Here is a 26,471-nt window from a genome sequence, read left to right as displayed (position 1 = left end):
TATTTGCCAAATAATGACGATCACTTAATGACGATCACTTACGTCTTAGAACTTCTCGGTTGCGTATCCTTCGCAATCTCCGGCGCTTTTGCTGGCATCCAGAAAAGATTAGATGTCTTCGGGGTGCTGACTATCGCATTCGTCACATCGATCGGAGGAGGAACCGTGCGGGATATTCTGATTGGGGAGTTGCCAGTTAGCTGGATGATAGACAAATACTACTCTGCGGTTATTTTCTTTTCCACTATTGCAGCAATATTATTTTGGAAAAAGTTAAAGTCTTTTAAGCTGCCTCTTTTTATATTTGATACTATCGGGCTGGGACTGTTCACCATTGTGGGCGTTCAAAAAGCGCTGACTGCCGGTTTGAAACCTGAAATTTGTGTTGCTCTAGGAACCATTACCGGCTGCTTCGGTGGTATCACCAGAGACATTTTACTTAACAATATACCACTCATATTCAGGAAGGAAATATATGCTACTGCATGCATTGCGGGAGGACTTGTATACATCACATTTCGTCAGATGGGTATAGACATCAATATCACCCGGCTCTGTGCAGTATCGACAATTTGTTTCATACGCATTGTAGCGGTTAAATACAAGCTAACGCTTCCTCGCATGTACTAAATCATGACTAAATTACTCAAACTCATATCTGTTCTGGCGTGTATAGCACTCCTGCTCTCTACCCTCGGTGCGTATGTAGACCCAAGAAGTTTCTGGCCATTGGCGTTCATAAGCCTGGCGTATGTCCCCATCCTGGCGGGAAATTTCTTAGTATTGATCTACTGGTCGGTCCGATGGTCCCGCTTTGCCTGGGTTCCGTTATGCTGCATTCTAATCAGCTGGCCAATTCTGGCAGGTTCATTTAGTTTGGGAAAGAGACAATCTCTCTCGCCAAAGCAGGAATCAAATGATTCGCTCATAAGGGTGATGACATACAATGTTCATGCATTTGACGAGGCTTTCAGGGAAACTTCTCAGAGCGGTAAAGTTCTGAATCTCATCGAAAGGATTCAACCGGACATTGCTTGTTTACAGGAATACCATGACGTGCCCGGCCGCTTTAACCCTACAGATTCTTTAAAGAGGATTCTTGATACGCAACACTTCCATCATGCAAAATTTAACGGGGGCGGATTGGGCCTGGCAATCTTCTCAAAATATCCTATTGTTAGCACCGGGCTCATTAAGTTTTCTCAGGAAGGTGATGGTAATCACGGGATCTACATTGATGTTTTAAAAAACAACAAAATTTTCCGCGTCTACACCGTGCATCTGGAATCTATCCGACTTAAGCCGGATCAACTCAACTATATGAGCCAGGTCATAAAAGGGAAGACAAAGCAAATACGCCCGTCTAAAAAAATAGGAGGTCAATTGAGAAGAGCCTTTTTTGAGCGTTCCGCCCAGGTTGATATGGTGAAACAGCATATGACTACATGTCCACATCCATACATTGTGTGCGGTGATTTCAATGACCCGCCTTCGTCGTATGCGTTTAATAAAATGGCAGAGGGGATGCAAAGCACTTACAGAGAAAAAGGCAGTGGGTTATATGCGGTTACTTTACACAAAGGCTTTCTTCGCTATCAGATTGATCACATCCTTGTATCAGACAGATTTAATGTATTTTCCCATGTAATCATACCCGAGCAGGCATCTGACCACTACCCTGTGTATGCAGACTTAAAGTTAAATTAGAATAACCTTGGTCAAATATCAATCTTGATGAAACAAAAACGCTAACTTCACCGTAATCATCTATTATGCCCGAGAAAAAGATAACCATCCTCTACGTGGACGACGAAGAGAATAACTTGTACTCTTTTAAGGCTACCTTTCGTATGAAATACAAGGTACTTATCGCCCTGAGTGGTGATGAAGCACTTGAAATTATGAAGGCCAAGCCCGTTCACATTATCATTACAGATCAGAGAATGCCAAATATGACCGGTGTCGAATTTCTTGAAAAAGTAATCGAAATGTTTCCTGATCCTATCCGCATACTTTTGACGGGCTATGCCGACATGGGCGCTGTTGTCGATGCTGTTAACAAAGGGAAGATATTTCACTATCTGGCAAAACCTTGGAATGAGGAGGAGCTTGACCTGACCATTACCCGCGCGTTTGAGAAATATGAAGAGAAGGCCGAGATAACATCGATGAACGCTAAGCTGGCCACTTCGAACGACCAGCTTGAATTTCTTTTAAGACAGAAATTACTCGATTAACGGGTTATTTTCCAGGGATTATTACTCGAAATGTGGTACCCTGGTGCAAGACAGAGTTCACCTCAATATGTCCGTTAAGCTTAAGAATAGCACTTTTCACATTGTAGAGTCCAAATCCTGAACCTGACGATTGAGAAGTAGCACGATAGAAGAGATTGAAGATCTCATTTATGTGGTTTCGAAGAATTCCTATCCCATTATCACTGATCTCAAATGTCGCTGAACCATTCTTTATCTCTATTTTTAATTTAACAATCTTATTCGCGTTTCCTTCTTCCTGATATTTAAAAGCGTTCGAGATTAGATTGTTCAGGATAAGCATTATTGGAGCTTCGTCGTTAAAAAAGGGTTCGTTTTGATCTATATCAACTTGGAATGAAATATTATTAACTTCGGCCGTCATTCCGAAGATATCTTTAAGGGTGCCGGCAATAGTGACGAAGTCTATTTTTTTAATCTTCAGCTCACCTCTCTGGAGACTGTAATATTCATGCATATTTACTATGTACATATCCAGCGTCTTCAATGATTTCTTCATCATCGACAAGACTTCCTTCATCTCAACTGGGTCATCAGTATCCTGCGCAAGGTTAATCGCACCCATTATTCCGGACAAAGGGCCTCGTATATCATGGCTTACGCTGTAAGCAAATTTGTCGAGCTCGCTATATGCCCTTTGCAACTCGTCATGCTTTACTGCCAACATAGAATTGCTTATATGGAATTTATTAGCTTCTTCAATAGCGGATATAATATCAATTTCAGTCCATGGCTTTTTAACGAACCTGAATATATGCCCTCTATTGATCGCATCAATCACAGACTCCACATCTGTGTAAGCGGTAAGAAGTATTCTAACTGCCGATGGGTATAAAGATCTTACTTCATCAAAAAATTCGACACCTGTTTGCCTGGGCATTCTTTGGTCACAAAATATAATCCGTATGTCGGGATGCTTTTCCAGATGAGCGTATGCAGCCGGAATATCCTGGGCGATAAAAATTTGATAATCAAACCGAAATGATGCTTTAAACCCTACCAGATTATCAGCTTCATCATCAACATACAGAATCTTAAGTTTTTCTGTCATAGGACTAATTGGTACCAAATTGATTGTCGGAAAGGATATTAATCATTGCTAAAAGATATTGGAATGCGCAACGTGAAAACTGAACCTTCACCCGGTGAAGAATAAACGTTTATATCTCCCTTATGTTTTTTGATCGTATTGTAGGCTATCGACATTCCCAATCCCGTTCCCTCGCCAACATCTTTTGTAGTAAAAAATGGCTCAAAAATTTTCTTTTGAGTTTCTACGCTCATTCCTGTACCGTTATCTTTGATGGACAAATATACATTTTCTTCATCAGCATAAGTTTTGATATTAAGCTCACCACCGGGTTTTTCGCCAAATTTTTCATGAATAGCATGAATGCCGTTACTTATAATATTCAGGAACACCTGATTTAGCTTACCTGCATAGCATTCCACCTTTGGTAAGTCCCCTTGGTCCATAGCCACTTGAATATTATTATTGAGCAGATTATTCGCTATGATCATAGTGGAATTAAGTCCTTCGTTTATATCTGCTTTCTTAAGATCATCTTCGTCTACTCTCGAGAAAATTCGCAGGCCCTTGACTATTTCTGCAGTACGAGAAGCACCTTCATTTATCCCTTTCATAAGTTGATCAATCTCAATCTTTAGGTAATCAAAATCGAGATCTTCTTTATACTCCTCAATCATTTGCTTCTTTTCATGAGTTGGCCGATCTGAAAGGCCGACCATCTCTATCTCATCCAGGGCTTCAAGCAGCATATCAACGTCCCTTTTAAGCGGGTTAATATTCGACGTGACAAAATTTATTGGATTGTTGATTTCATGTGCAATTCCCGCCGTTAACTGGCCGAGCGAAGCCATCTTTTCAGATTCAACAAGCTGACTCTGTGTCTGCTTAAGGTCTTCCAGCGTATTATTTAGCTCCGCTGTCCGTTCCGTTACTCTTGCTTCAAGGACAACATTCTGCTCCCTGATGATACGTTCATTTTCACGCAAAACATGCATGGTTTCCATCTGTGATTGTTCCTTTTCAGATTTAAGAATGTTGATTTTGTCGGCTAAGGCAAATGATAATAGTACCGCTTCGAACGCTGAACCGATGAGAAGGGCGAAGTTGGTAATGTTGTTGTAAGGGAATATGAGGTTTAAATCTTTAAGAACATAGACCACCACACATAAAATAAAACCACCCCATGCAATTAAAAAGAACTTCGCTGATCGCAGCCCCTTTATTTGAATAACCACTGCCATGTATAATACATAGATTGCGCTAAACATGGCAAGCATTAGCATCAACGTATAACTCCAATTGAAATAGCCAAGTAAGGCCAGCAGAATCTGAACGCCATACAAGGCGTAGAACACATAAGAGAAACGATGAAGTTTAGGAGTATAAGTTTTGGTTGAAAGAAAATGTTTCGAAAACTCAATTGCCGCTATTCCAATCAATGCAGTGCTGAAATATATAAACATATCAGCGATCTCCGGATATTCGGGTAAGATTAGGCGAAAGACGTAACCTTGCATTGATGCCTGCGTTAGCAGAACAACTACAAGGTAGATCACATAATACAGGTAATTTCGATCTCTTACTGTACTGTACAGGAAAAGATTATACAAGATCATTACCATGATAATGCCTACATATACACCAAACAGCATATCTATAACAAGGCTATTCTCGATAACACGTTCTATGGTACCTAGATACACCGGAAGAATTAATTGTTTCCCACTTTGCACACGAAAATAGATCGTGCGTATATCACCGCCTTGAAAAGGTATTTGATATATGAATGTCTGGTTTTTTAAGTAGCGATTGTTGAACGGTCGTTTATGTCCCGTGAAGTTTGCACGTTTGACAGTGTCACCATGAAGCTCGTAGAAATCCAGATAGTCCATCATCGCTTGAGTCAACTGGATGCCCGCTGTCTTGCCTGCTGTGACGTTCTTCAACGAGAACCGCACCCAATAAGAGTATGGTTTGGTTCCAAGATTAGGAAACTCTTCAGTTGATCTCCTGAATTCAGTTGATTTCATCGCTTCTTTGAGCGAAATAGTGGAGTTTGAATCTGTAAGAATTTCAAGCTTGTTTCCAATTGGTTCGAAACTACCATCAAATAAAATGACCTGTTGGGCAAATGCAGTTTCTGCTATTAAGCAGCTTAAGAGAAAAAGAACCAGTCTAATGTAATACATAATTTTCATTTGTACAGATCTCAATCTCGACTAAACAATTCAGCTTTATGCTTTCTCAAAGACCTACTATCTGCATCGGGAGCAATACCAACCTTCATGACGAAAACCTCATACTGACTATTTTTTTCATGCTGTAGGCCTGGCGATAGAACTTTCAGGAAACGCTGTCTCAATAAACTCAGCTTATCAGCGACATGTTGAGGAAGATCCTGGCCCTTGCCATGCGTCAAACGGCCAAAGAAGAAAGCAGTTGACAACATGGGATGAACAGCTATCTGCTGCTGATTCGCAAATATCCAGGCTCGCTCCGCAGCCCTTCCCGCTTGTATTAGGGCGGGGTGGTTGAACTCTGGTATCGTAAGGACGACAATTCCAGACGCACACCTAATTCCATCCAGCGACATTTTCTTAAACGCATCTCCCTTATCCCACTGAGCAAGTAACTTTACAGCATTCCAGTCTTGTGCTACCTTAAAACCCGCCTTTTCACTGGCGGTAATATCTACGGAATCCAGCTCGACACCATTTCTGGTTTTATCAGCATCTGCTTTATTCCAACGAATCTCATGATAAAACTCCTCATGTCCTAGTTCGTTAAGCAACCTCACCTTGTCACACTCAGCAATAATATCAGCGAGCTCATCTAGTTCCTCTTCATCCTGGGTAAAATACAATTTTACGGGATCAAAGAGGCTTACCACACGACTCATTTCACTATAGAACGACTCATCTAACTGAATCCGCTTTGCCAGTTTACGATTTGTGTTACGCACAAAGATATATCTGGCCAGATCAAGCGTCGACTGCTGTACTGGCTTCGTTCCGGGGGAAAACCGCACTGCAGCAATCATTGCTGAATTATGCTCAAGCGGAAAAACTGTTTCTTGTGCCGAGAGTCCTAACGCTTCGGCCTGCAGACGTACGTTTTCGAGTGCTGAACCAAGGGACATATGAGATCCCATTTCATAATAGTCACCCCAAGACCATGACTGAATTTTATCATGAAAAAGAAACAAGACCCCATTCCGATAATACCATTTCCAAGGTTGATTATTACCTGCCGATGGCGCGGCGATACCGGCGTCTACAAGGGCATTTAAGTGATGATCAGAAATTCCATTAGCTTCAGCTTCATACCTTTCAAAAAATTCATCTACTGCACTTCTAATATCCGGCCACTCAAGTGCTGAATAAGGGTTGACTAATTGAGCGGCCGGAACCGACGCAGCTTCTGATTTCGTTTTGCTATCTCCAACTAGCTCTTCCAAATCGACATAATATCTGCCCGACTCGTGGTATTGATCCAGCAATATACGTCTGCAAACATCAGTGGTAAGAGCCCCGCCTAATGTTACGGACGACGCAAGTTGCGGCCAGGTATTTATTGACTGCTCCACTTCAAGCATGGATGCCTTCATCCTGGTTGAAATGGTATCCGCACCAATTAATCGCAACACATAAGGAACCTTCTCTTCGTTTGTCAGTCCTTTTACGTTTTTAGGATCAAGCCCATCAGCAAGACCATGAAGAATGTCTCTGTCTGGCTCGAGGTCGAAACGCTCCACATCAAGCATTCCTCTGTCATTTGTGTCCATCACAACGGGGATCTGTAACTCCCTGGCTTTATAACGGCTCTCGATCTTGATGTCTAAACCGTCACATACCTCTACAAAAAGATCCAGCTTCCCGTCAAAAGTAAAGAAGTGATCCATATTTTCCTGATTAAGGCCATCATTGTAGATTCTGATCTTGATGAATGGATCTATCTCAAGAATTTCCCTAGCAGCTATCAATGTTTTACTTATTCCGAGATTCTGCACACCCGTTCTAATCCTATTCAAATTGCTCAGTTCAGCAGTGTCAAAATCAGCGAGACGAAGTTCCCCACAGGTGCGCTCCATCGCCAAGGTCAAAGCGATCGACTGCCCTACAGACAAACCCACAATACCTATCTTCCTACGTCGAAGAGCATTTTGCTCTTCTCTTGTTATTTTATATCGGTTACGATTCGTCCTGACTTCTATAAACTCCTCCTCATCCAGTAGGTGAACAAGACGTTTACTCCAGGGGTAAAACACCCAGACACCATACTCTTTGATACTTCGTTCTCCAAGACGCTGACTAATCAATGTTGAATAATCTTCGGGCTTTAATTTTACCGATGGATGTTCTGATTTCACCAGTTCCTGCAACTGGCCATATATTTCGTCGTGTATAAACCACGCTTCCTTCCCTTCTATTAACGCATCAAATGCTCTTTTGTCCGTCTCGCGGTAAATCCTTAATAATTGAGGGCTGAAATTGTAATTGGTATCCATTGGTTTATTTTAAAAAAAGTTAAGGTCGTTTTCATTCAACTGACCTTTCATGAAGTTCAGTTTCGCATTCGAGATGATACTCTCAAGATTCCACTTGTCAAGATTAGGAATTTGGGTTTCGTAATGAATTTTGATTGTTTTTCTTCTTAGTTCCTCCAGCCTGATCACATTTAGAGACTCCCGAATTTTGAAGATTGCATCTTGATCATCCTGATGAGCTTTGATAAGTGTAGGAACATCTTTTAACAACATAGTCGTTGCCAGCAGATCTAGCTTAGGATAATAAAAAGTCCCATTATTTCCGATACTTTCCTCTCGTTCCATTCCAACGGACTCACATGGCTTTATGGTGTAAGGTGCGCACAACGCAAAAAGCGATTCCAGTCCAATCTGCGTTGAAATCGCAACTGCAGCACGAATAAGAAAAATACACCCTATACCGTAGCCTGATATTTCTCTTGAGTTCCAAAGACCACAAAGCTCACCAGTACCTTTTCGCGAATATTCCCATACCAGTTTAAATATCTGCGAATCCATCGCTCCTGTAGCCTGCTCTATTGGAAGAGGCTCAGAGCCGCCCGCGACATGGACCCTTGCTCCTCCATAGACCTTCTTCTTGTCAAGAGACTCCACCACGATAACAAATGCGCCAGGATTCTCTATCCACCCATTCTTAGAGGAAGTAACCTTAGTAACTCCTATACTCGTTAAAACATGGGTATGTCCCTCAACAAATAATTCGCATGTCTCCGGCTCATCAATCGCCCTAAATGCTCTAAGCCGTACTTCCGGATTTTCTTTGTTTAAGGTACCCTCCATCGTTTAGTCAAATTTCACATCAAATCTACAATATCAAAGATACATTTTGTACCGCCCGACGATTATGTTTGATCACTAACATCAGTTACCGGCAAAAAAACGCATGATTATGCGTTTTTACGCAATATTATAACATGCTCTGCCTGCATTTCCACACTTAAAAATATTTCTTTTGTGAATCTTATTTGGATAATATTGCAAATCAAGATTAAGATTATGGAAAAAACCTATCTGAGTGACGCGGGGCCGAAAGTATCATCGGCTGTTTACGGATTTTATCGATGGAATGATGAGGCAAGCAACGTCTCGGCAGACATGGAACGCATAGTCAACCTGTGCCTGGAACTGGGGATTAACACCTTTGATCATGGTGATTCCTATGGATCTTATCAATGCGAAGAGTTGTTTGGAAAAGTTATTAGTCAAAAGTCCTTCAAAAGGGAAGATCTGGTAATTTTTACGAAATGCGGACTCAGGGTACCTCACAGCAGCCAACCAGGTATACGTATAAAACATTACGACACCTCCAGCAAACACATTATCGAATCAGTTGAAAGCTCGTTGCGTAAGTTGCGTACCGATTACATTGATATCTTCCTGCTAAACCACCTCGACCCAATATCTAATATTGAAGAAACTGCGCTAACGCTTATGCAACTGAAGAATTCGGGAAAAGTTAAGAACATTGGTATCACCAATTTCTCTGTATTTCAACATCAGTTACTTGCGTCGTTCCTCAGCACGCCTATTGTAACTAATCATATCGAACTCAATCTGTTGAATACATCAGCTCTGGACAACGGACAGATAGACTATATCAAACAGCGCTATATGAAACCTCTTGCATCAGCTCCACTCGCTGATGGTCGGATTGCACATGGAAAGGACGACCTTGCCATCAAGGTCAGGAATAAACTCCAAAAGATAGCTATAAAATATGGTGTAGAAATCGAGTCGGTAGCTGTTGCCTGGCTTATTAAACTAGGAGCTCTTCCACTCATCGGAACCAGAGAAGAACAGAGAATCAGAAATATCGTTAAAGCTTTTAATATAGATCTGGATCATCAGGATTGGTATGAGCTATACGCAACATCGAGAGAAGACATCTATCTTAAATAAAGGTTCGGACAGGGGGTCCGAACCAGTTCCTTTCAATAATAATTTATGCACAAAAATAAGCCTAACAGGCCGATCAAAAAATGACGACCGTCATCCTTTAGAATTTTTTCTTAAAATGATTAGTTTGAAAAAACAATTTCGCTTTAAAACACTTATTGATCATTAAAGTCTAATACATATCCTATGACAACGAAAAAAGCAAAAGAGGAATCAGAAGGCATTACCGCTTATTCTGTTAAGACGAAGACCAAGAATGTTCCAATGGTCGACCCAGTTATCGATATTAAATCGGGAAGATACATAGCAACTGGAAAGGACAAAGACGGAAATAAAATGGCAGCCATACTTGGGAAAGCAAAAGCTGAGGAGCATATAAAAGCGGGAAACGCAAAAAAAGGATCAGGCTGGGAGTAACTCTCTGACTGATCCTTAAGGATACAAGGCAACCCATTTCTTGTTTCAAGATAAACGTACTTCATTAGAAAGCGACTACTGAAAAAGATCAATACTTTACCTTAGTAGTCGCTACATTTCTTTCGCCAAGATATATAATATTAGGGGGGCAACGAAGGCAATCAGTGCCACTGCATTCCCAATAATAAACGCCATTATCGTTATTTTCCGGGATTCTTCAGGCCCTTGAAATATCTCGTTTGCTTTCATAATTCCGATTTGATTTATATGTAAATAAACGAGAAATTTTGATACGAGTTTCCTATTACGAAACTTTTAAGAATTTGTTAAGATTTCAGAAACTTCATTGAATAATCATTTAGCAGCGGATGGATTTGTAACTATTATTATCAACACTCATCTGATATAAAGGCCGGTTAAATACAATTGGGATACTTTTAACGCTCCAAGAGGTCCTTGAATAAAACACAAAACGCATACAAGAGTATGTATCTCGGATCAACGGAATAGCTCTTTATTTCTCATAGGATAATCAGCCAGTAGCTTTGCAGCACTACCACTTTTGACGAACTTGGTTATATACTCCAGATGCTTGACGTGATGAAGGTCAGTCCCTACAACATCAATCAATTTTTCTTTCAACAGGTTTAAGGCGATTTGCTTCACTGCTTTACCATAATAGCCAGCAAGCGATAGCATATTGACCTGAAGAATACATCCATGCTCCTTCATCTTACGATATTGTTCAAAATTATTATGATAATAGATATACCTCTCCGGATGGGCCAGAACAGGCTGATATCCCTTAATGTTTAGATCGAAAATAAATTGATCGACATTCCTTGTTTCAACTTGATAAGACATCTCGACTAGAACATATTTACCATGTAATGGAAGTATATCGTCATTTTTTAGAAGTTCCACAAAATCCAGATCCATCATATATTCTGCTGCAGCCTCTACCTGCACATCCATCCGTTGGCGTTTAAGCTCGGAACGAAGCCGTTCAAGTACCGGAAGAATCGTTTGCTTGCTATTCGGATAAACCTCCGTAAATATATGAGGCGTACAGATGAATTTTTCAATGCCTAACTCACTTAGACCTCTGATAAAATTCACAGAACTACCAAGATCCCTGGATCCATCATCAATTCCCGGCAAAATATGCGAATGCATATCGACACCCATCCATTCAAGAGTTACTGTTTTTGGCCGTTTAAAGAAGAAGTTTAATGAAGAAAACATAGATGACAAATCTAACGAAATAAAAAGAGGGAAAGCATATAGCTTATCCCTCTCTAACAACACTAAACCAACATTAATCTTTATTGTTTGATTGTAAAGTTTCCTTATAGTAGTAAATTAGGTTTATTGAACAGTATTGCGACGATTAAACTAAAATGAAAAGACTGCTGCCAATGAGAATTGAGAGGCATTCTTAGTAAAGTCACCGCTTTTCTTAAAAAACGTATCTGCATCGGAAGTTCTGTCGAATCGTACTTCCGGAATAAATGTCAACCCGCCGGCTTTAAGATTGGCCGATACAGTCAGTGCGGTTATCGAACCACCCTCGACTCCGTCTACATCTTTCGACTTGAAATATTCGCCCCGAAGTCCTATAAGAAAACTCTCAGAAACAGCGTATTGAGGGTATAGAGCTACGCCACTGTAACCCAAGCCACCTGCATTGTCATTAGGCATGGAGTAATCGGCCGCATTTAAACCTAGTTTAAATGCTTCACTGATCTGGTAGGATGTCGTGAGATCAACAATAGTACCAGATCCTAGTTGTTCCGATCCTGGATAAGTAACCGTGCCAAGCACCTCGTCTGTCACAGTTACATTCGCGGAACGGCCAGTCAGTACATTCAAATAGGCTGTCCAGCCTTCGACCGGAGACAACGACAATTGCGCTCCAAAATGCGACACTCCGTTAAAGTCCCGATATGTATTCCAGTCGTTGAATACACCAACCATTAAACCGACCTTGTCACTAACAGCATAATTTGCCCTTATACCTGCGTTCTGGAAGGGACCCGCGCCAAACAGGTAGGAAGTGGAATAATTGAAATTGGCAGAGGGGGATATCACCTCATATCCAATAAATGTACCCATGAATCCTCCTGTTAACGAAAACTTATCAGTAAATGCATAAGACATATACAGATTTTGGATATGAAAACTATTGTTATCTGCACCATCACCGTTCAAGATCGACTGATATTGACCCCGTGGACCGAAGGACAATTCGCCTACGAAACTCGCCTTACCTGTCGTTTTCTTCAGCATCAAATCAACCATTCCCAGGGATACAGAGTTATTATCACTGTTGAAATATGTCGGAATATTTCCAGCACCTCCTTTCAGACCAGCGAAATCGTATTTATAATACGCATCAACCGAGCCGGAAATCTCCAAAGGAGAAACACTGGAACTGTCTTGTGCAAGGGCAGTATCTGCCACCGCTGCTAAAATCATAGCAGCTAATAGTTTTTTTAGCATGTTAGTAATTAATTAATTGTTTAAGGTTCAAGAGATTTTCCGCGGGACCAAGAGGCCTCACTGGTCCCGCGGAATAGAAGATTTAGGACTTTTTCGTTGAAAGAATGATTACAGAACTTCCGATTCTTGCACATCCTCGTCTGTTAGAACACCGTTCTTGGTAACAAGCAAGGTTCCTTGCATATATTTTTCGTTATGCTGTGTCGAATCCAGACCAAGTTCCTCTTCTTCACTAGTCACACGCATTGGCTGTATAAGGTTAATCAATTTGAAGATCAGATATGACACCGTAAAACTATACACAACAGCGACTGTCATTGCTTTAAGCTGTGTGAAGAAGAACTCAGGATTCCCGTAGAACCATCCGTCGGCCCCTCCGCCATTTACTGCAGTGGTTGCAAATAGACCAGTCAAAAGCATTCCTACCATACCACCAACTCCATGACAGGCAAAAACATCCAGAGTGTCATCAATTCGCGAGTTGCTAATTTTATGAGCGACGATGTTTGAGATAATTGCGGCTGCAAACCCAATAAAAATACTCTGTGGAATAGCTACAAATCCGGCTCCTGGGGTTATTGCTACAAGGCCCACAACAGCACCTATGCAAAATCCAAGAACCGACGGTTTCTTTCCCCTTAAAACGTCGAAGAACATCCACGCTAAGCCTGCAGCACCTGCCGCAACATTCGTGGTAGCGAATGCAGATACAGCAAGTGAATTCGCACCCAACGCGGAGCCTGCATTGAACCCAAACCATCCGAACCAGAGCAATCCTGTACCAATTAACACATACGGTATATTAGCTGGCGGCACCTCCTTTTTCTCAATATGTGCTTTACGTCTCTTTAAGACCAATGCTCCGGCCAGAGCGGCACATCCTGCCGAAATATGAACTACTGTACCTCCAGCAAAGTCTAGAGCTCCCATTTGGAAAAGAAATCCTTCGGGATGCCAGCTCCAATGGGCTAGCGGAGCATAAACGAACAGCATAAACAAAGCGATGAAGCTTATATAGGAAATAAAACGAATGCGTCCCGCCACAGCGCCCACAACCAAACCCGGTGTTATTATTGCGAACATTAGCTGAAAAACAGAAAATAACGTCAATGGAATTGTCGGACCACCTGCCCAGGGAGCTCCAGAACTAACACCTTTAAAAAAGAGGAATGTCGAAGGATTTCCAATTATACCATTAATAGAATCGCCAAAACAAAGGCTGAATCCTACGATGACCCATAATACAGAAACAATTCCTGCTGAGACTACGCTTTTGATCATTGTTGATAATACGTTCTTCCGATGTACCATTCCCCCATAAAATAGGGCAAGTCCGGGCGTCATAAGGAATACCAATGCAGTGGCGGTTAGTACCCATGCAATGTCTGCTCCATTATAAATCTTCCCCCCATCATCAAAGTTGGGTAGCGATGGAATAAATACGGAACCTATCGCTGCTAACAGCAACAGCATAAAGGGGATTGTTTGCTTAACGACACTTTTACTCATTTTTTTGTTGGTTTGAGGTTAAAAATTCAGTTTTTTGTCTAAAAATTAACTTGATTTGATGTTTATGTGTTGATTTTAAAATAAAAATAGGAAAAATTTAGACTATTCGTAATTAATTTGATGTTTTTTATAAAAAATTAGAACAAAAGACCAGTAAATATCGACGATAGCATTAAAAAACACCCTAAGACCGCATATTTTACGACAATCAAAACAAACAAAAAAAGAAATATATAAAAACATCACATTTCTAATCAAGAGAAATATGCCAGAACGATTACAAGTGTTGATTGTTACTTGGAAATGAAAGTTTATACACTGACATTTAGTCAAAATCTTCCGATATCAATAGAAAAAACATGGGACTTCTTCTCGTCCCCGCGAAATCTGGCGACTATAACCCCGTCTATGGGATTTAAAATAACGAGCGAGTTGAGTGGTAGAGAAAAAATCTATCCCGGAATTTTGATCGGATATGAAATCACACCTCTGTTTGGGATTCGAATGAATTGGTTGACGGAAATCACCTATATAGAACCCTACAAATACTTTGTAGATGAACAGCGTTCGGGACCCTTTGCCTTTTGGCACCACCAGCACCATTTCCGAATAACAGATCTCGGAGTTGAAATGATTGATATTCTCAACTATGCCGTACCTTTGGGTCCGGTCGGCAGAATAGCAAATAGTTTAATAGTAAAGAAGCGTATCCTAGAAATATTCAGCTTCCGGCATGGCAAAATCCAGGAAATCTTTGGAGAATATTAATTATCAGGAGTATATAACGCTCCTTGTGCGACATTTTTACTTTCCAAGTGTTTATCAATAAACGTCTGAATTCCCGATTTCTTCAATCCCCAATTCGGCGCGATAAGCAACTCAAGGTCAGAAATACCAAACAGTCGTTGAATTACAATATCCGGCCGAAGCAAAGGAATAAACTCAGCAAGGAAATCAGCATATTCTTCAAGCGAAAACAGTTTAAACGGTTCTCTTTTATACTGGACACCCATAATAGACCCTTCTACCACATATAACTGATGCAACTTAACAAACTTGATCTGCGGAAATCGATTAATTTCGTCTGCATATCGAAGCATCATTTCCTTTGTTTCCCAAGGAAATCCAAAAACGGTATGAACACATATATCAAGAGGAGAATCTTTTACCAAATCAAGTGCGCTCTCCAGCTCCTCGTGAGTACAACCACGATTAATTCGACTTAGCGTGGAATTATAAATGGATTCCATTCCCATTTCGAGATCGACATGCAAGCCCCTGGCCACATAACTCTCTAACAACGCAACCTTTTCTGCGTCTATACAATCAGGACGGGTGCCTATCGAAAGACCTACTACCTTGCCAGGAGGGCAGGCATCCAACGCTTCGTCATACATCATCTTAAGATAATGGGCAGGAGCATAAGTGTTCGTATTAGGTTGAAAATAGACAATGAACTTGTCAGCTTTATAGCCAGTCACGGCCCTCTCAATATTATTTTCTATCTGCTTACGTATCCCTGGGGATTTCCTTGTTGTTTCAGGGGTGAAGGAATCGACGTTACAATAGGAGCAGCCACCGTATCCCTTGCTTCCGTCCCGATTCGGACAAGTGAATCCCCCGTCTACTATAATCTTCACTACCTTTTCACCCGCATATTTCTTTTTAAGATATGCTCCATATGAATTATAGTTCTTAAATCCGTAATCTACCGTCTTCAGCTTGTCCATCGGTACAAAGATAATGAATATGATATTGTAACTTTGACTATGCTGCGTATCTACTACAAAAAAGACAAAAGACTGGTAAAAGAGACAGACCTGGAGGATCTGCGAGATATCTCAATGAATAGTATGGTATGGGTCGATCTTCAGAACCCGACCATTGAAGAAAAAGTGACAGTCGAAACCTATTTTGACATAAAATATTCGTCTGAAGAAGAATCTCAAGAAATAGAGAGTTCCTCGCGATTTAGTGAGGTTCAGGACGAATTGGTGATCAATAGCAATTTTCTTTCCATAAAACCGACCGGATACGAATACTGTCCTGTCTCCATTATTGTAGAGAAAGGCATTCTGTTTACTTATCGGTATGATGACCTTAAGGCATTCAGCGATTCGGTGAAGAAAATCAAGAGTAGTCCGGTGCCTTTTACAAACGGATATCAGGTTCTCTTAACTCTTCTTGAGTCGTCTATAGATCATGACGCAGATCTAATCGAAGGACTTGCACGCAAAATTGCCAATCTAAATCAGGAAATGATATTGAGACAAAAGAAGTCTGATGAAGAAGTCCTGATTCAAATTTCCTCTTTTCAAAATGAGTCTATGTCTTTAAGGGAAAACATCATCGACAAACAGCGCCTCACGTCTGCGCTGCTAAAAAGCAGCACGTTTCCTGAGGAATATATGGCCGTACTCCGCATTATGATTAAGGATATAAGTTCAATCCTCGAGCATAACAAGTTCGCTTTTGAAAGGCTGGAATATCTGCAAGACACGTTTATGGGTTTTGTAAACATTGAACAAAACCGCATCATTAAAATATTTACTGTTGCGACAGTTGCCTTCATGCCTCCAACACTTATAGCCAGCATTTACGGAATGAACTTCCAGTTTATGCCAGAACTCTCGTGGCGATGGGGTTATGTAATTGCTATTTTACTGATGATCGCATCATCTTTGTTTACCCTTATCTACTTTAAAAAGAAAAACTGGCTTTAATTTCGTAGAATCGTATAACAATTTCTTTGAACCTACGTTGCTAATATCTAGACTGCTTAACACCTTATCGTGAAAGAAATAATTTTAATTGACGACGAACCATTAGTAAATAGGATTCATACCGTCCTGATCCGATCAGCAAAGCCAGATCAGCTACTTACCGCTTTCACAGATCCGGTTAAAGCCTTTGACTACGTAAAGGATCATACAACGAACAAACTTGTACTTTTGGATATTAATATGCCAGTCATGAATGCCTGGGACTTTCTGAGTGGATTGAAAGAAAATCATGTCAGCATAGATATAATCATCCTCTCCTCATCAATTAATCCTGAGGACAAAATGACGGCACAGTCTTACGAGAACGTAAAAGCGTTTTTGAACAAACCTCTGTCTAAGGAAAATATCAGGAAACTTATAGCTACAGAAGATGTCCCTATTGAGTGGCCCGCAACAGGCTCTGAATAAACCGCTGAACGACCCTGAGCTTTAACAAACAGCTAAACATCGCTATGCCTGCCATCGCACAAACTACACCTGCCAGAACGTCAAGAACGTAGTGATGCCCTGAATACACAGCGGCGAACCAAATACCCATCATTATAAATCCAAATAGGATATTTATGGCCCCTAGTTTGTTTTTAACTCCATAAAATACTACAAGTACCGGGTAGGATGAATGCAAGGATGGCATTGCAGCAAAAACGTTTGAGCTCTTAGCGTAAATAGACTTGAAAATATCCACACCAAAATAGCTGTCAAAACGTGCTAAGCCGGCAGTATTTCCAAGCGTCACTGGATTGAATTCGAACCCAAACTCCTGAACATACCAGGGCGGTGCAGCAGGGTGAATATAATAAACAACAAATCCAAGAATATTGATTAATAGAAAAGTCAAAGAAAAGTGGAGAAACTGCTCCCTATTATTGAAAAAAAGATAAAGTGCAAAAAGCAATGGAACCGGCACCCAAGTCAAATAGAATATCCCTGAAAGAATGTCCAGAAATGTCCGTCTTTCTATATAGAAAAATTCATTCGGACTTAACAGATTTCCATGATAATTCACACCAAACAGCTTTCTCTCCAAATGGTATATCCCCGCAATATCTACATCATTAAAAAGATAGTTCGGAAATGCCTTCATATAATCAAATATAATCCAGTAGACGATAAAAATAGAAAACCCGAGTATAACCCGCCTGCTGAGATCAGATATATAAAACATCATATTAAACAGAACTACCAAAAAAACCTGTTCAGATTTAAAACCTATAAGACAGTAAGAGAGGATGAGGTAGAACAGTGACAAACCCGACACCGTCAGGTTATGTTTTCGTAAATCGATCATTATACTTTAATGCGCTCCGTCAACTGTTCCCCCGTATCAGGATCAGTTGCTTTAAACTCAACATAAACAATATTTGGCACCCAGAACGTACCTCCATCTATATGCACATAGATACTGTTCAAAATCGCTTGCCTATTCGCAACCTTAGAAAATACGTGATATTTTTTATCCTTGCCCCTCATGAGATACATCGGGTACTTACCGTATGAAACAAACTTTAACTCATGTTTGTCTGCGCTGATCTGCTTGGATGTCATCCCGTATGCAAACTTCCGCTGAACAAAGTTTAGCTCAGTACGCTTACCTCCCTCCGCATAACGAATCCAAAAAACATTTATGGGAGTCTTTTGGTTCGGCTTACCTTCGCTGTCAAGATTCAGCTGACATACTATAGTATTTGCATTAGGATCGCGTTGAAGATAGAAAAGTTGATTACTGACGTTTGGCACCGGGAAACCTGGTGTAGAAGTCTCAACAACCTCCGGACGCTCATTCGTTGTTGATCTAACGGAAGATAATACTACGGAAGGAAACGCAAAGGACGCAAATAAAACAAATACGATTCCCAATGCTGCCCTCGAATTATCTTTTCCCGCAACTTTAGCCTGAGCATCCATCAGATCAAGGGCCTTCTTGGAGTCGGCCAACCTTCGGAAGGCGGTAAGGTTAGTCATAATAGCCATCACGGTAATAGGAACAGTAAAAATCGATATGGTCTCAAATACCTGTAATGGGAAGCCTGGAATATAAAGCTTGTAATCGCCTCCAATAAAATTCGAACTGATGCCGCACACAATCGCACTCACTCCTATAAGCACAACTCTTTCCGGTCGTTGCATCACTCCGCCCTTACACTCAACACCTAAACCTTCTGCCCTCGCACGTGTATAACTTACCATCATGGAGCCTATCATCGCGATAAACGCAAACAAAGAGCTTAAGAAGTAATGGTGAGATATCAGATAATAACAGATTCCCAGAAAAAGTATTAGCTCACTATAACGGTCAAGAACCGAATCGTACATCGCTCCAAACGTCGACTTCATATTTCCAAGGCGGGCAACTTGTCCGTCCAGCATATCAAAAACACCTGCAAACAAAACCAGAGCACCGGCCCATCCAACGAAATGCAAATCTCCACGATTACCTTTTTCTGCTCCCAAAATGAAAATCACCGCTACCCCGATGTTAAGGGCCAAACCGATCGTTGTTACAGCATTAGGAGTCAATCCCAACTTGATCAGTAACCTGACAAAAGGATTGATCACTTTATAAATCCCCATTTGGAGGCTCGTCCTGACAGACTCAAAAGACATATTTCTTAATATTTAGTAACGCAAATGTAAGCTTAGAAATCCAATTTAAAGCGTGTTCTTATTCCCCATTCTGAAACATCCGGATTATCAAGATAATTAAAACGCTTCACAAGATCCACTCTTAAAACCTTGAAGATATTCGACAGCCCTACGCTACCTTCAATATAAGGCCGCTTTTCAAGTGTATAGGTAGTTCTTACCGCACTTTCGTTGGTTGGAAAAGTCATCAGCGATTGATTAAGGTATGGATCATTTTCATCTCTTAACCCACCGTAAAGACCTTTAAAGCTTACAACCTCACGTAACTTAAGCTTTCTAATAAGCGGGATTTTATTTAGGAAGAATCCGTTAAAGCTATGGTCAATGTTTAGACTGGCATAGTGGTCGCTCACAAACTCCAAAAAGTTCATCAGGTTGTAAGAATTAAGTTGATAAGCATACGTTTGATTCGCCCTATGGATAGCTAGTAAAGGAAAAGGAACCTGACCAAATATATGGCCACCTTCCAGGGTGACATCTGAATAACCCACTTGAGACAGATAGAAACGTTTAGATACATTTCCAAGTAGGTTATGATAGTTGTACTGGCCGTCGAAAAGGCCTTTTATTCCGGCAGTATAACGTGCAGTAAACACAGGTTCAGGGCCTGGAACCGGCACGCGATACAGTTTCCCTTGGTAAAACTTCTCGTTCGGCGCCCACCGGAGTTCCAGCATCAATTCACTGGTGTTAAGATCCTTCAAAGGACGTAGCAGTCCGTCTTCAAACGTTTCAAAGCGCAACGAACCGGCCGGCTTTTGGTTCCACTTTCTAAAACCGACAGTATAAGAGAAATGATTCTCGAATTCCTTTACATAATCCAATTTGAATATATCGTTATATAACCACTTGTCATTTTCACCCCGCTTGAAAGACAATAGAAAGTTATCTTCCTGCACAAACTGTAATTCCTGTCCTGGAATCTTGGTATCGCGTTGAAAACTAGCTCTAAGATAATTCTGAGGAAACTGATAAATAGACTTGTTATTAAGTGAATAAGTAGCACTCAGAAAATACTTCCACTTTTCATCTTTGAAGCCATATGCTCCGTAACCTTCGAAATAATAACGCTTACTAAGCTCCGTAGTAGTTCGTCCACCAAGTCTTAACCTGAACCCTTCCACCGGGTTAAAGCTATAAAAGGTATTTGCCGGTCCAATTTCTACTGGCCCAAGCGACTTATAACCTGCCAGGAGTAGTGTCGCTATTTCAGCCGTCCTCTTAAAAGACTTCATGTTTTGCAAACTGTCAATATTGCGATATATACCTTGCTCACTCTCCGCCAGCTGCTCATGCCGCTTCTCTTGCCAGAATTGATCCGGGTTGCCCGGTGCCTGCTGCACAATCTCTTCCATAGGGCCATCAAACACACTATCGTCGATTGGCCTGTTTAACACATAATCTTTAAAAGATACCGTGCGCTCGCCGTATACCCCCGTACCCTTATTCTTTGAAATACCAAAATTAATCTTCAGATTAGTCTTACTTAAATAATACAAACCCTTCTGATCCTTATCAAAATCAAGGTTAGACTCAAAATCTCGTATAAAATTTAGATTGATATTCTTATGGACGCTGATCTGCGCATTTTTTACTGCATATTTTCCGTCCTGCGTAATATATAACTTACCCTGAAAAAGCATATCTCCCTTATTACGCGGAGCAAAACTCAGTTCGATCAGCTGTTGATTATCCTTATAAATAGTGTCCGTTATAAAATACAGGTAAAAAGATGGCGCACTTGGAGCGATCGGACTCAGAAACTGGTTACTCACAACGAAAACGTTGTTATCATAAATATCAATATCCTGATACATCCGGTTCATATAAGCACTTACACCTTGCGCATCGATATATTTCGGATCGAAGTCAACCTTCTTAGTGGCGAGCACCTTGGTCTTCGTTCTTGATGGATTCCTTTTATAGTAGTTCTTTGATAGCTTTTCTTCCATATATAATGGCAGTATGCTTTCTCCCCCTATAGCTGTAGAATCTTGCTTTTGAAATAAAAACTGGTAGTTCTTAAAAAATTTCTTCTCCTTAAACCTATCTGAGAGGTCACTGAGGGCAAATGTTAGCTTTTCATACTTTTCGTATTCTGCATAATCGTAACCTTCAACACGGTTCTTATCCTTGTTTGCAATAACCTTTTCGATGAGCTCAACAGCTGGATTATTTTTATTCCTGTACTTCTTCCGTCTCCCGGATTTCACAACTACTTCCGACAACACATTCGCATCTGCCTTCAACAAGACTTTTACCGTCTGCGGAACCCCTGGAGTGATGACCCTGGTTTGCGAAACATACCCAACATAGGTAATTACTATCCGCTGAAAGTTACCATTCAGCTTTAGAAAAAAATTACCGTCTACATCTGTTGTAGTACCCAGTTTCGTCCCGGGAACAGTTATACTGACAAAAGGTAAGGTTTCTTTCGTTCTTGCATCTATTACAGTGCCTTTTACTTCAGTGGTCTGGGCAAAAGATTTGTATCCGAGAAACACAAGCAGGAAAGTTAAAAAGCTGATTTGGATTGACCCGATGTTTAAATTCACGATTGTTTAAAAACAAAATATTTTTGTAAAAAATAGTTCCAGCCAATGCCTACTACTACTGATACAATAACTTTGCTATATATATATGAAAGGCTCATAAAATGAGTCAAAGCAAATACACCGGAAGTATTCAGTGCAATGTTTCCTATCCAAACTATTATATATTTAAAAGCTTGTAAATGTACCTTTTCGCCACGGGCCTGAAACACCCATATCCTACCCAATGCAAAATTCGTTATACCTCCCAATACGTTTCCGGCGATGTTCGCCGTTACATACCAGAGATTAAAAAGTTCCACACTGACTATTGTGGTTAAAAAGTCAATTGCTGTGCCAGTTAATGAGGCAACCTGAGCTTTTATTAATTTGAACATTGATTTTACAGAAGACTTACAAATATAGCTACTTGGAGGGCAAGATTGGCGTAAACCCCTGCCAGAACGTCATCCATCATCACTCCGATTCCACCTGGCAGTTTTTCTAGCCTTCGGATAAAAAAGGGCTTCAAGATATCAAAAAGACGAAAAAGAAGAAATCCTGCGATTATAGTAGAGACAGATATGGGTATAAACATCATGGTGATGTACATGCCAGCTATTTCATCAATTACAACCCGATAATTATCTTTTCCCCAATATTGCTCCACCTTGCCGGCAGAGTAAACCCCAACAGCAAAAAGAGCAAGCGCTATCAATATAGATATCCAAGGGGTATTAATTCCACAAGCCCGCGTATAATATATACAGAGACAACAAAAAGCCGATGCTATTGTACCACCACCTTTAATGTATCCGATACCCAGACTTGTGGAAATTAATTTATGCATTTTACTGAATAGAATCCACTAAGTCCTGATAGTAATCAAGCCCAAGATGAGTAATAAGATCCTCTCCCATCATATGACGAAGTGTATTCTGTAACTTAATTAACTGCTTAAAGATATCATGTTCTGCACGAAGACCTTCAGCTGTCTGAGGCGACTTCAAATAAAATGATAGCCATTCCTGAATTCCTGTCATGCCGGCACGTTTGGACAGATCCATGAACAATGCCAGGTCAAGCACAATCGGAGCAGCCAAGATAGAATCCCTGCACAGGAAATTGATCTTGATCTGCATAGGATAGCCTAACCATCCGAAGATATCGATATTGTCCCAGCTCTCCTTATTGTCTCCGTGTGGAGGATAGTAGTTAATACGAACCTTGTGGTACATATCAGCATATAGTTCCGGATTATTCTCTGGTCTAAAGATCTCATCCAACACGCTCAGCTTAGAAACTTCCTTCGTTTTGAAGTTATCCGGATCGTCCAATACAAGACCATCCCTGTTGCCCAAAATGTTAGTTGAGAACCAGCCGCGAACGCCAAGAGCTCTTGCACTTAATCCTGGAGCTACTATGGTTTTCATCAATGTCTGCCCAGTTTTAAAATCCTTTCCGGCAATAGGCGTTTCAGTCAGCGCTGCAAGTTCCAGTAAAGCCGGAGTATCAACAGTCAGATTTGGAGCTCCGTTAGCATAAGGCACACCTTCTTTCAAAGCTGCATAGGCATAGATCATGCTCGGAGAAATATCGGGATGATTCGCAAGAAGCCCCGCTTCGAAAGCTTCCAGAGTCTGATGAACGTCAGTAACTTCCTGGAAGATCTCAGTAGAACCGCACCAAACCATCACTAAGCGTTCACAATTATTTTCAGCTTTGAAGTTTCTAATGTCTTCTATGACTTGTTGAGCCAAATCCGCTTTAGTAGTGAAAGATTTGATGTGCGTCCCGTCCAAATTTTTCACAAAACGCTTGTCAAAGGCCGCTTTCATCGGAATCAGGGCTTCCAGCTCAGGCTTGATTGCGTTTAACAAATCGGCGTCAAGAACCTTAGCCTTAGACGCCGCTACGTATACGTTATCTTCGTATACATCCCAGCCACCAAAAGCAATATCATTAAGATCCGCCAAAGGGACGAAATCTTTGATCTTTGGATTCTTGTTCTCAGTTCTTTTTCCAATGCGAATGTTGCCCATCTGGGTGAGCGATCCGATAGGTTGTGCGATGCCTTTTTTTACCGCCTCAACACCAGCAATAAAAGTAGTCGCCACTGCTCCTAAGCCTGGAATCAGAATTCCAAGCTTTCCGTTCGCAGGTTTTACTTGTTCTTTCATTTTTTGTGATTTAATTATTGTTAAAGTAGATTCATTTTAAGTCAGCCACTTATTCTCCTTGTACCAATTTATCGTTTCCGCTAGTCCTCGTGCAAGTGGATAATCTGCTATAAATCCAAGATCTTGTTCCAATTCTTTTATTGAACATGCCCAGTTTTCCGCATTAAGTTCGTTAATTTTCTCCTTGTTCAAAGCGGGACTGTCCGTGCGAAAAGAGTAAACCAGTTCCAATAGTGATGCGATTACACTAACCAGCGGAATCGGAATATGAAATTTGTAAGTCCTTCTCCGCGTGATGCCTTTCATAATTTCGGCAAGCTCATACTTTGAATATACCTGTCCATCTGATGCATTATATTCGCGGCCAGGGGCAACCTCATCGCGTAGCACCGATAGAAGAACCTTGACTAGGTCCTTAACATATATAAAGCTGAGCTTCTGAGGCTTTCTGCCGATATATGGTTCTAATCCGGAATTTATCGTCTTAAGAATAATAAAAATATCTTTCTCACGCGGACCGTAGACAGCCGTTGGGCGCACAATGACCAATGGGAGCCCCTCTATTTTCCTTAAATAGTGCTCCGCCAACAATTTACTCTTTCCATATCCAGTTACTGGCGCTGCCGGATGATCCGCACTTATAGAATGAGGCTCAGCATAAGCTATGGGCCCCAAAGCTGCAAGACTACTTACAAAAACGAACTTCTTCAAAGCTATTCCAGAATCTAGCGCAGCTGTTGCGAGATTACGCGACAATTCAGCATTCACATAATTATAATCACCTTCCGTCTTTGCCTTAGTCGATCCGGCACAATGAATGATAAAGTCATAACGCTGTTCTGCCAGTTCGTCCGTAAGCTTCTTCACATCAGACATACTGAGAGTAACCCAGGTTACCGGCAAAGATTCCAGATGCTTAATGTTACTGGAAGACCTGATAGCTGCAAAAACATCAAAGCCTTCTTTCACTGCAGCTTCTACAAGATGAGAACCAACAAAACCCGACGCTCCCGTGATTAGGATCTTCTTTTTCATATCGTTTTTTGAAAAAGCCGGTATCTCTTTGAAACAGTGCCATTAATTGCTTCAATGGCATTATTCATCAGGTAGTTATCTTCAAGCATCCACGAACATTCAGCTCCCTTCACGTTGTTAGCTACTGAATTCTTTATTATAAGGCCATAGAGACATGCCTCAATACCGAGTTTTCGGTAATCGCTGATCACACCGAGCGTAAGTACACGAAGCCAGTCTATCTTCTTCAGGCCAAATAAAATTTTAAATATTCCAAAAGGTAACAAGCGTCCTCTTTTAACTTTTCTGAGGACCTGGTTTAGATCTGGCAAGCCAAGTACAAAGCCCACAAATTTATCCCCTTGCTCCGCAACAAGGCAGAATTCCGGATTCAAAACAAGCTTTAAGTCCTTTGCCATATGATCAAATTCCCTCTCTGTCATAGGAACAAAACCCAGGTTCTCGTCCCATGCCGCATTATATACCTCGCGGAGCTTCGCTGCCTCGTTTTTAAAATCTTTTACGTTAATTTTCCGGATAATAATATCACTTCTTCTTAGCCTCTCCTGTAGGGTATCGAGAAGCCTGACTGAGCGATCATTATGCGTCGCATAGGGAACGTCGTAAGCAAGAAGATCTACTTTTTTACCATATCCGGCTCCAATGATCAAATCAAGATAATAAGGAAAATTGTATGGCATCATTACAACGGGAGGCGAATCGAACCCCGATATCAGAAGACCACACGTCTCATTTGTAGAAAAGTTGACGGGACCAATTGCTGTGTTTGCCCCTTGGTCCTTAAGCCATTTCTCGGCTGCTGCAAACAAGGAGTCAGCTACTGACTGTTTATTCACACAGTCAAAAAAGCCAAAAAAACCGTCGGTGGATTGATTATATGCGTTATGGTTGTTATTTAAAATAGCCGCAATTCTTCCACAGACCTTATCATTATCGTCATAAGCCAGAAATAACTGGACTTTCGAATGTTCATGAAAAGGATGCTTACCCGGCGTCAGCATATCTCGTTGAGCAATATAAAGTTCAGGAACGTAATTGCGGTCCTCCCTATAAAGGTCATGTGGAAAGTCTATAAAAGTTCCTAGGTTCTTCTGACCTTCCAGCGCGAGCACTTTCATTTGTA

Annotated in this window: 24 protein-coding genes; 8 read left to right on the top strand and 16 right to left on the bottom strand. The window is 41.0% G+C overall.

The window, feature by feature from the left end; genetic code table 11:
• The first annotated feature begins 27 nt into the window (after positions 1–27).
• The 3 genes from ACKI5J_RS01820 to ACKI5J_RS01810 all read left to right on the top strand — a co-directional run bounded on the left by ACKI5J_RS01820 (position 28) and on the right by ACKI5J_RS01810 (position 2,237).
• Positions 28–630 carry a trimeric intracellular cation channel family protein gene (locus ACKI5J_RS01820; RefSeq protein WP_407425914.1) on the top strand — a complete coding sequence of 201 codons (603 nt, stop codon included), beginning with the start codon at positions 28–30 and terminating at the stop codon, positions 628–630.
• Between the two features lie 3 nt (positions 631–633).
• The gene (locus ACKI5J_RS01815) at positions 634–1,707 is read left to right on the top strand and encodes an endonuclease/exonuclease/phosphatase family protein (RefSeq protein ID WP_407425912.1); all 1,074 of its coding nucleotides are present in this window, start codon (positions 634–636) and stop codon (positions 1,705–1,707) included.
• A 65-nt stretch (positions 1,708–1,772) separates the two neighbouring features.
• Positions 1,773–2,237, top strand: a complete 465-nt coding sequence (locus ACKI5J_RS01810) for a response regulator (RefSeq protein ID WP_407425910.1) — start codon at positions 1,773–1,775, stop codon at positions 2,235–2,237.
• Positions 2,238–2,241: 4 nt separating this feature from the next.
• Here the strand turns inward: ACKI5J_RS01810 and ACKI5J_RS01805 are convergent, their stop codons facing one another.
• The 4 genes from ACKI5J_RS01805 to ACKI5J_RS01790 are packed head-to-tail and all read right to left on the bottom strand — an operon-like array spanning position 2,242 to position 8,632.
• Positions 2,242–3,327: a hybrid sensor histidine kinase/response regulator gene (locus ACKI5J_RS01805; RefSeq protein ID WP_407425908.1), complete on the bottom strand. Its 1,086-nt coding sequence runs from the start codon at positions 3,325–3,327 to the stop codon at positions 2,242–2,244.
• A 38-nt stretch (positions 3,328–3,365) separates the two neighbouring features.
• Positions 3,366–5,495, bottom strand: a complete 2,130-nt coding sequence (locus ACKI5J_RS01800; protein WP_407425906.1) for a 7TM diverse intracellular signaling domain-containing protein — start codon at positions 5,493–5,495, stop codon at positions 3,366–3,368.
• A 20-nt stretch (positions 5,496–5,515) separates the two neighbouring features.
• Complete coding sequence (locus ACKI5J_RS01795) at positions 5,516–7,813, bottom strand: Rv1355c family protein (protein WP_407425904.1); 2,298 nt, start codon at positions 7,811–7,813, stop codon at positions 5,516–5,518.
• Positions 7,814–7,822: 9 nt separating this feature from the next.
• Positions 7,823–8,632 (bottom strand): hypothetical protein, encoded by an 810-nt coding sequence (locus tag ACKI5J_RS01790; RefSeq protein WP_407425902.1) that lies wholly within the window; start codon positions 8,630–8,632, stop codon positions 7,823–7,825.
• Positions 8,633–8,848: 216 nt separating this feature from the next.
• Between ACKI5J_RS01790 and ACKI5J_RS01785 the strand changes: the two genes are divergently transcribed.
• Positions 8,849–9,751 (top strand): aldo/keto reductase family oxidoreductase, encoded by a 903-nt coding sequence (locus ACKI5J_RS01785; protein ID WP_407425900.1) that lies wholly within the window; start codon positions 8,849–8,851, stop codon positions 9,749–9,751.
• Positions 9,752–9,934: 183 nt separating this feature from the next.
• Entirely contained in the window at positions 9,935–10,165 is a 231-nt protein-coding gene (locus ACKI5J_RS01780) for a hypothetical protein (RefSeq protein ID WP_407425898.1), read from the top strand.
• A 498-nt stretch (positions 10,166–10,663) separates the two neighbouring features.
• On the opposite strand, the gene ACKI5J_RS01775 is transcribed toward ACKI5J_RS01780, so the two are convergent.
• From ACKI5J_RS01775 to ACKI5J_RS01765, 3 genes are all read right to left on the bottom strand, one after another.
• Positions 10,664–11,410 (bottom strand): tyrosine-protein phosphatase, encoded by a 747-nt coding sequence (locus ACKI5J_RS01775; RefSeq protein WP_407425896.1) that lies wholly within the window; start codon positions 11,408–11,410, stop codon positions 10,664–10,666.
• A gap of 150 nt (positions 11,411–11,560) precedes the next feature.
• Complete coding sequence (locus ACKI5J_RS01770; protein ID WP_407425894.1) at positions 11,561–12,667, bottom strand: porin; 1,107 nt, start codon at positions 12,665–12,667, stop codon at positions 11,561–11,563.
• A gap of 108 nt (positions 12,668–12,775) precedes the next feature.
• Positions 12,776–14,176, bottom strand: coding sequence for an ammonium transporter (locus ACKI5J_RS01765; RefSeq protein WP_407425892.1), 1,401 nt, complete (start codon positions 14,174–14,176; stop codon positions 12,776–12,778).
• A 303-nt stretch (positions 14,177–14,479) separates the two neighbouring features.
• Between ACKI5J_RS01765 and ACKI5J_RS01760 the strand changes: the two genes are divergently transcribed.
• The gene (locus ACKI5J_RS01760) at positions 14,480–14,944 is read left to right on the top strand and encodes an SRPBCC family protein (RefSeq protein ID WP_407425890.1); all 465 of its coding nucleotides are present in this window, start codon (positions 14,480–14,482) and stop codon (positions 14,942–14,944) included.
• Here the strand turns inward: ACKI5J_RS01760 and ACKI5J_RS01755 are convergent.
• On the bottom strand, positions 14,941–15,906 hold the full coding sequence (locus tag ACKI5J_RS01755; RefSeq protein WP_407425888.1) for a TIGR01212 family radical SAM protein: 966 nt from the start codon (positions 15,904–15,906) through the stop codon (positions 14,941–14,943). The two genes, ACKI5J_RS01760 and ACKI5J_RS01755, sit on opposite strands and share 4 nt — an antisense overlap.
• A 39-nt stretch (positions 15,907–15,945) precedes the next feature.
• Here ACKI5J_RS01755 and corA point away from each other — a divergent pair, with 39 nt between their 5' ends.
• Positions 15,946–16,899, top strand: coding sequence for a magnesium/cobalt transporter CorA (gene corA, locus ACKI5J_RS01750; protein ID WP_407425886.1), 954 nt, complete (start codon positions 15,946–15,948; stop codon positions 16,897–16,899).
• 69 nt (positions 16,900–16,968) lie between these two features.
• Positions 16,969–17,367 (top strand): response regulator, encoded by a 399-nt coding sequence (locus tag ACKI5J_RS01745; RefSeq protein ID WP_407425884.1) that lies wholly within the window; start codon positions 16,969–16,971, stop codon positions 17,365–17,367.
• Here the strand turns inward: ACKI5J_RS01745 and ACKI5J_RS01740 are convergent.
• The 8 genes from ACKI5J_RS01740 to ACKI5J_RS01705 are packed head-to-tail and all read right to left on the bottom strand — an operon-like array spanning position 17,336 to position 26,466.
• Positions 17,336–18,247, bottom strand: coding sequence for a phosphatase PAP2 family protein (locus ACKI5J_RS01740; RefSeq protein ID WP_407425882.1), 912 nt, complete (start codon positions 18,245–18,247; stop codon positions 17,336–17,338). The genes ACKI5J_RS01745 and ACKI5J_RS01740 overlap by 32 nt on opposite strands.
• Positions 18,247–19,563 carry a DUF4833 domain-containing protein gene (locus ACKI5J_RS01735; RefSeq protein WP_407425880.1) on the bottom strand — a complete coding sequence of 439 codons (1,317 nt, stop codon included), beginning with the start codon at positions 19,561–19,563 and terminating at the stop codon, positions 18,247–18,249. The genes ACKI5J_RS01740 and ACKI5J_RS01735 overlap by 1 nt, the downstream gene beginning before the upstream one ends.
• 32 nt (positions 19,564–19,595) lie before the next feature.
• Positions 19,596–22,157: a DUF5686 family protein gene (locus tag ACKI5J_RS01730; RefSeq protein ID WP_407425878.1), complete on the bottom strand. Its 2,562-nt coding sequence runs from the start codon at positions 22,155–22,157 to the stop codon at positions 19,596–19,598.
• The gene (locus ACKI5J_RS01725; RefSeq protein WP_407425876.1) at positions 22,154–22,531 is read right to left on the bottom strand and encodes a GtrA family protein; all 378 of its coding nucleotides are present in this window, start codon (positions 22,529–22,531) and stop codon (positions 22,154–22,156) included. The genes ACKI5J_RS01730 and ACKI5J_RS01725 overlap by 4 nt, the downstream gene beginning before the upstream one ends.
• Positions 22,532–22,536: 5 nt before the next feature.
• On the bottom strand, positions 22,537–22,983 hold the full coding sequence (locus ACKI5J_RS01720) for a phosphatidylglycerophosphatase A (RefSeq protein WP_407425874.1): 447 nt from the start codon (positions 22,981–22,983) through the stop codon (positions 22,537–22,539).
• A gap of 1 nt (position 22,984) precedes the next feature.
• Positions 22,985–24,313 carry an inositol-3-phosphate synthase gene (locus ACKI5J_RS01715; protein ID WP_407425872.1) on the bottom strand — a complete coding sequence of 443 codons (1,329 nt, stop codon included), beginning with the start codon at positions 24,311–24,313 and terminating at the stop codon, positions 22,985–22,987.
• A 36-nt stretch (positions 24,314–24,349) separates the two neighbouring features.
• Complete coding sequence (locus ACKI5J_RS01710) at positions 24,350–25,348, bottom strand: NAD-dependent epimerase/dehydratase family protein (protein WP_407425870.1); 999 nt, start codon at positions 25,346–25,348, stop codon at positions 24,350–24,352.
• On the bottom strand, positions 25,345–26,466 hold the full coding sequence (locus ACKI5J_RS01705) for a hypothetical protein (RefSeq protein ID WP_407425868.1): 1,122 nt from the start codon (positions 26,464–26,466) through the stop codon (positions 25,345–25,347). Before ACKI5J_RS01705 ends, ACKI5J_RS01710 begins: the two co-directional genes overlap by 4 nt.
• Between the last annotated feature and the right edge of the window lie 5 nt (positions 26,467–26,471).

The sequence above is a fragment of the Arcticibacter sp. genome (assembly GCF_045629565.1).
In the GTDB taxonomy this organism is placed as follows: domain Bacteria; phylum Bacteroidota; class Bacteroidia; order Sphingobacteriales; family Sphingobacteriaceae; genus Arcticibacter.
Note: the sequence above shows the minus strand (reverse complement) of the source record. Positions and strands in the feature narration are given on the sequence as shown.

Excerpts from the sequence above, each read along its gene's own strand:
- ACKI5J_RS01820 (WP_407425914.1), top strand. The coding sequence starts at position 28 with ATGACGATCACTTACGTCTTAGAACTTCTCGGTTGCGTATCCTTCGCA.
- ACKI5J_RS01815 (WP_407425912.1), top strand. The coding sequence starts at position 634 with ATGACTAAATTACTCAAACTCATATCTGTTCTGGCGTGTATAGCACTC.
- ACKI5J_RS01810 (WP_407425910.1), top strand. The coding sequence starts at position 1,773 with ATGCCCGAGAAAAAGATAACCATCCTCTACGTGGACGACGAAGAGAAT.
- ACKI5J_RS01805 (WP_407425908.1), bottom strand. The coding sequence starts at position 3,327 with ATGACAGAAAAACTTAAGATTCTGTATGTTGATGATGAAGCTGATAAT.
- ACKI5J_RS01800 (WP_407425906.1), bottom strand. The coding sequence starts at position 5,495 with ATGTATTACATTAGACTGGTTCTTTTTCTCTTAAGCTGCTTAATAGCA.
- ACKI5J_RS01795 (WP_407425904.1), bottom strand. The coding sequence starts at position 7,813 with ATGGATACCAATTACAATTTCAGCCCTCAATTATTAAGGATTTACCGC.
- ACKI5J_RS01790 (WP_407425902.1), bottom strand. The coding sequence starts at position 8,632 with ATGGAGGGTACCTTAAACAAAGAAAATCCGGAAGTACGGCTTAGAGCA.
- ACKI5J_RS01785 (WP_407425900.1), top strand. The coding sequence starts at position 8,849 with ATGGAAAAAACCTATCTGAGTGACGCGGGGCCGAAAGTATCATCGGCT.
- ACKI5J_RS01780 (WP_407425898.1), top strand. The coding sequence starts at position 9,935 with ATGACAACGAAAAAAGCAAAAGAGGAATCAGAAGGCATTACCGCTTAT.
- ACKI5J_RS01775 (WP_407425896.1), bottom strand. The coding sequence starts at position 11,410 with ATGTTTTCTTCATTAAACTTCTTCTTTAAACGGCCAAAAACAGTAACT.
- ACKI5J_RS01770 (WP_407425894.1), bottom strand. The coding sequence starts at position 12,667 with ATGCTAAAAAAACTATTAGCTGCTATGATTTTAGCAGCGGTGGCAGAT.
- ACKI5J_RS01765 (WP_407425892.1), bottom strand. The coding sequence starts at position 14,176 with ATGAGTAAAAGTGTCGTTAAGCAAACAATCCCCTTTATGCTGTTGCTG.
- ACKI5J_RS01760 (WP_407425890.1), top strand. The coding sequence starts at position 14,480 with ATGAAAGTTTATACACTGACATTTAGTCAAAATCTTCCGATATCAATA.
- ACKI5J_RS01755 (WP_407425888.1), bottom strand. The coding sequence starts at position 15,906 with ATGGACAAGCTGAAGACGGTAGATTACGGATTTAAGAACTATAATTCA.
- corA (WP_407425886.1), top strand. The coding sequence starts at position 15,946 with ATGCTGCGTATCTACTACAAAAAAGACAAAAGACTGGTAAAAGAGACA.
- ACKI5J_RS01740 (WP_407425882.1), bottom strand. The coding sequence starts at position 18,247 with ATGATCGATTTACGAAAACATAACCTGACGGTGTCGGGTTTGTCACTG.
- ACKI5J_RS01735 (WP_407425880.1), bottom strand. The coding sequence starts at position 19,563 with ATGTCTTTTGAGTCTGTCAGGACGAGCCTCCAAATGGGGATTTATAAA.
- ACKI5J_RS01725 (WP_407425876.1), bottom strand. The coding sequence starts at position 22,531 with ATGTTCAAATTAATAAAAGCTCAGGTTGCCTCATTAACTGGCACAGCA.
- ACKI5J_RS01720 (WP_407425874.1), bottom strand. The coding sequence starts at position 22,983 with ATGCATAAATTAATTTCCACAAGTCTGGGTATCGGATACATTAAAGGT.
- ACKI5J_RS01715 (WP_407425872.1), bottom strand. The coding sequence starts at position 24,313 with ATGAAAGAACAAGTAAAACCTGCGAACGGAAAGCTTGGAATTCTGATT.
- ACKI5J_RS01710 (WP_407425870.1), bottom strand. The coding sequence starts at position 25,348 with ATGAAAAAGAAGATCCTAATCACGGGAGCGTCGGGTTTTGTTGGTTCT.
- ACKI5J_RS01705 (WP_407425868.1), bottom strand. The coding sequence starts at position 26,466 with ATGAAAGTGCTCGCGCTGGAAGGTCAGAAGAACCTAGGAACTTTTATA.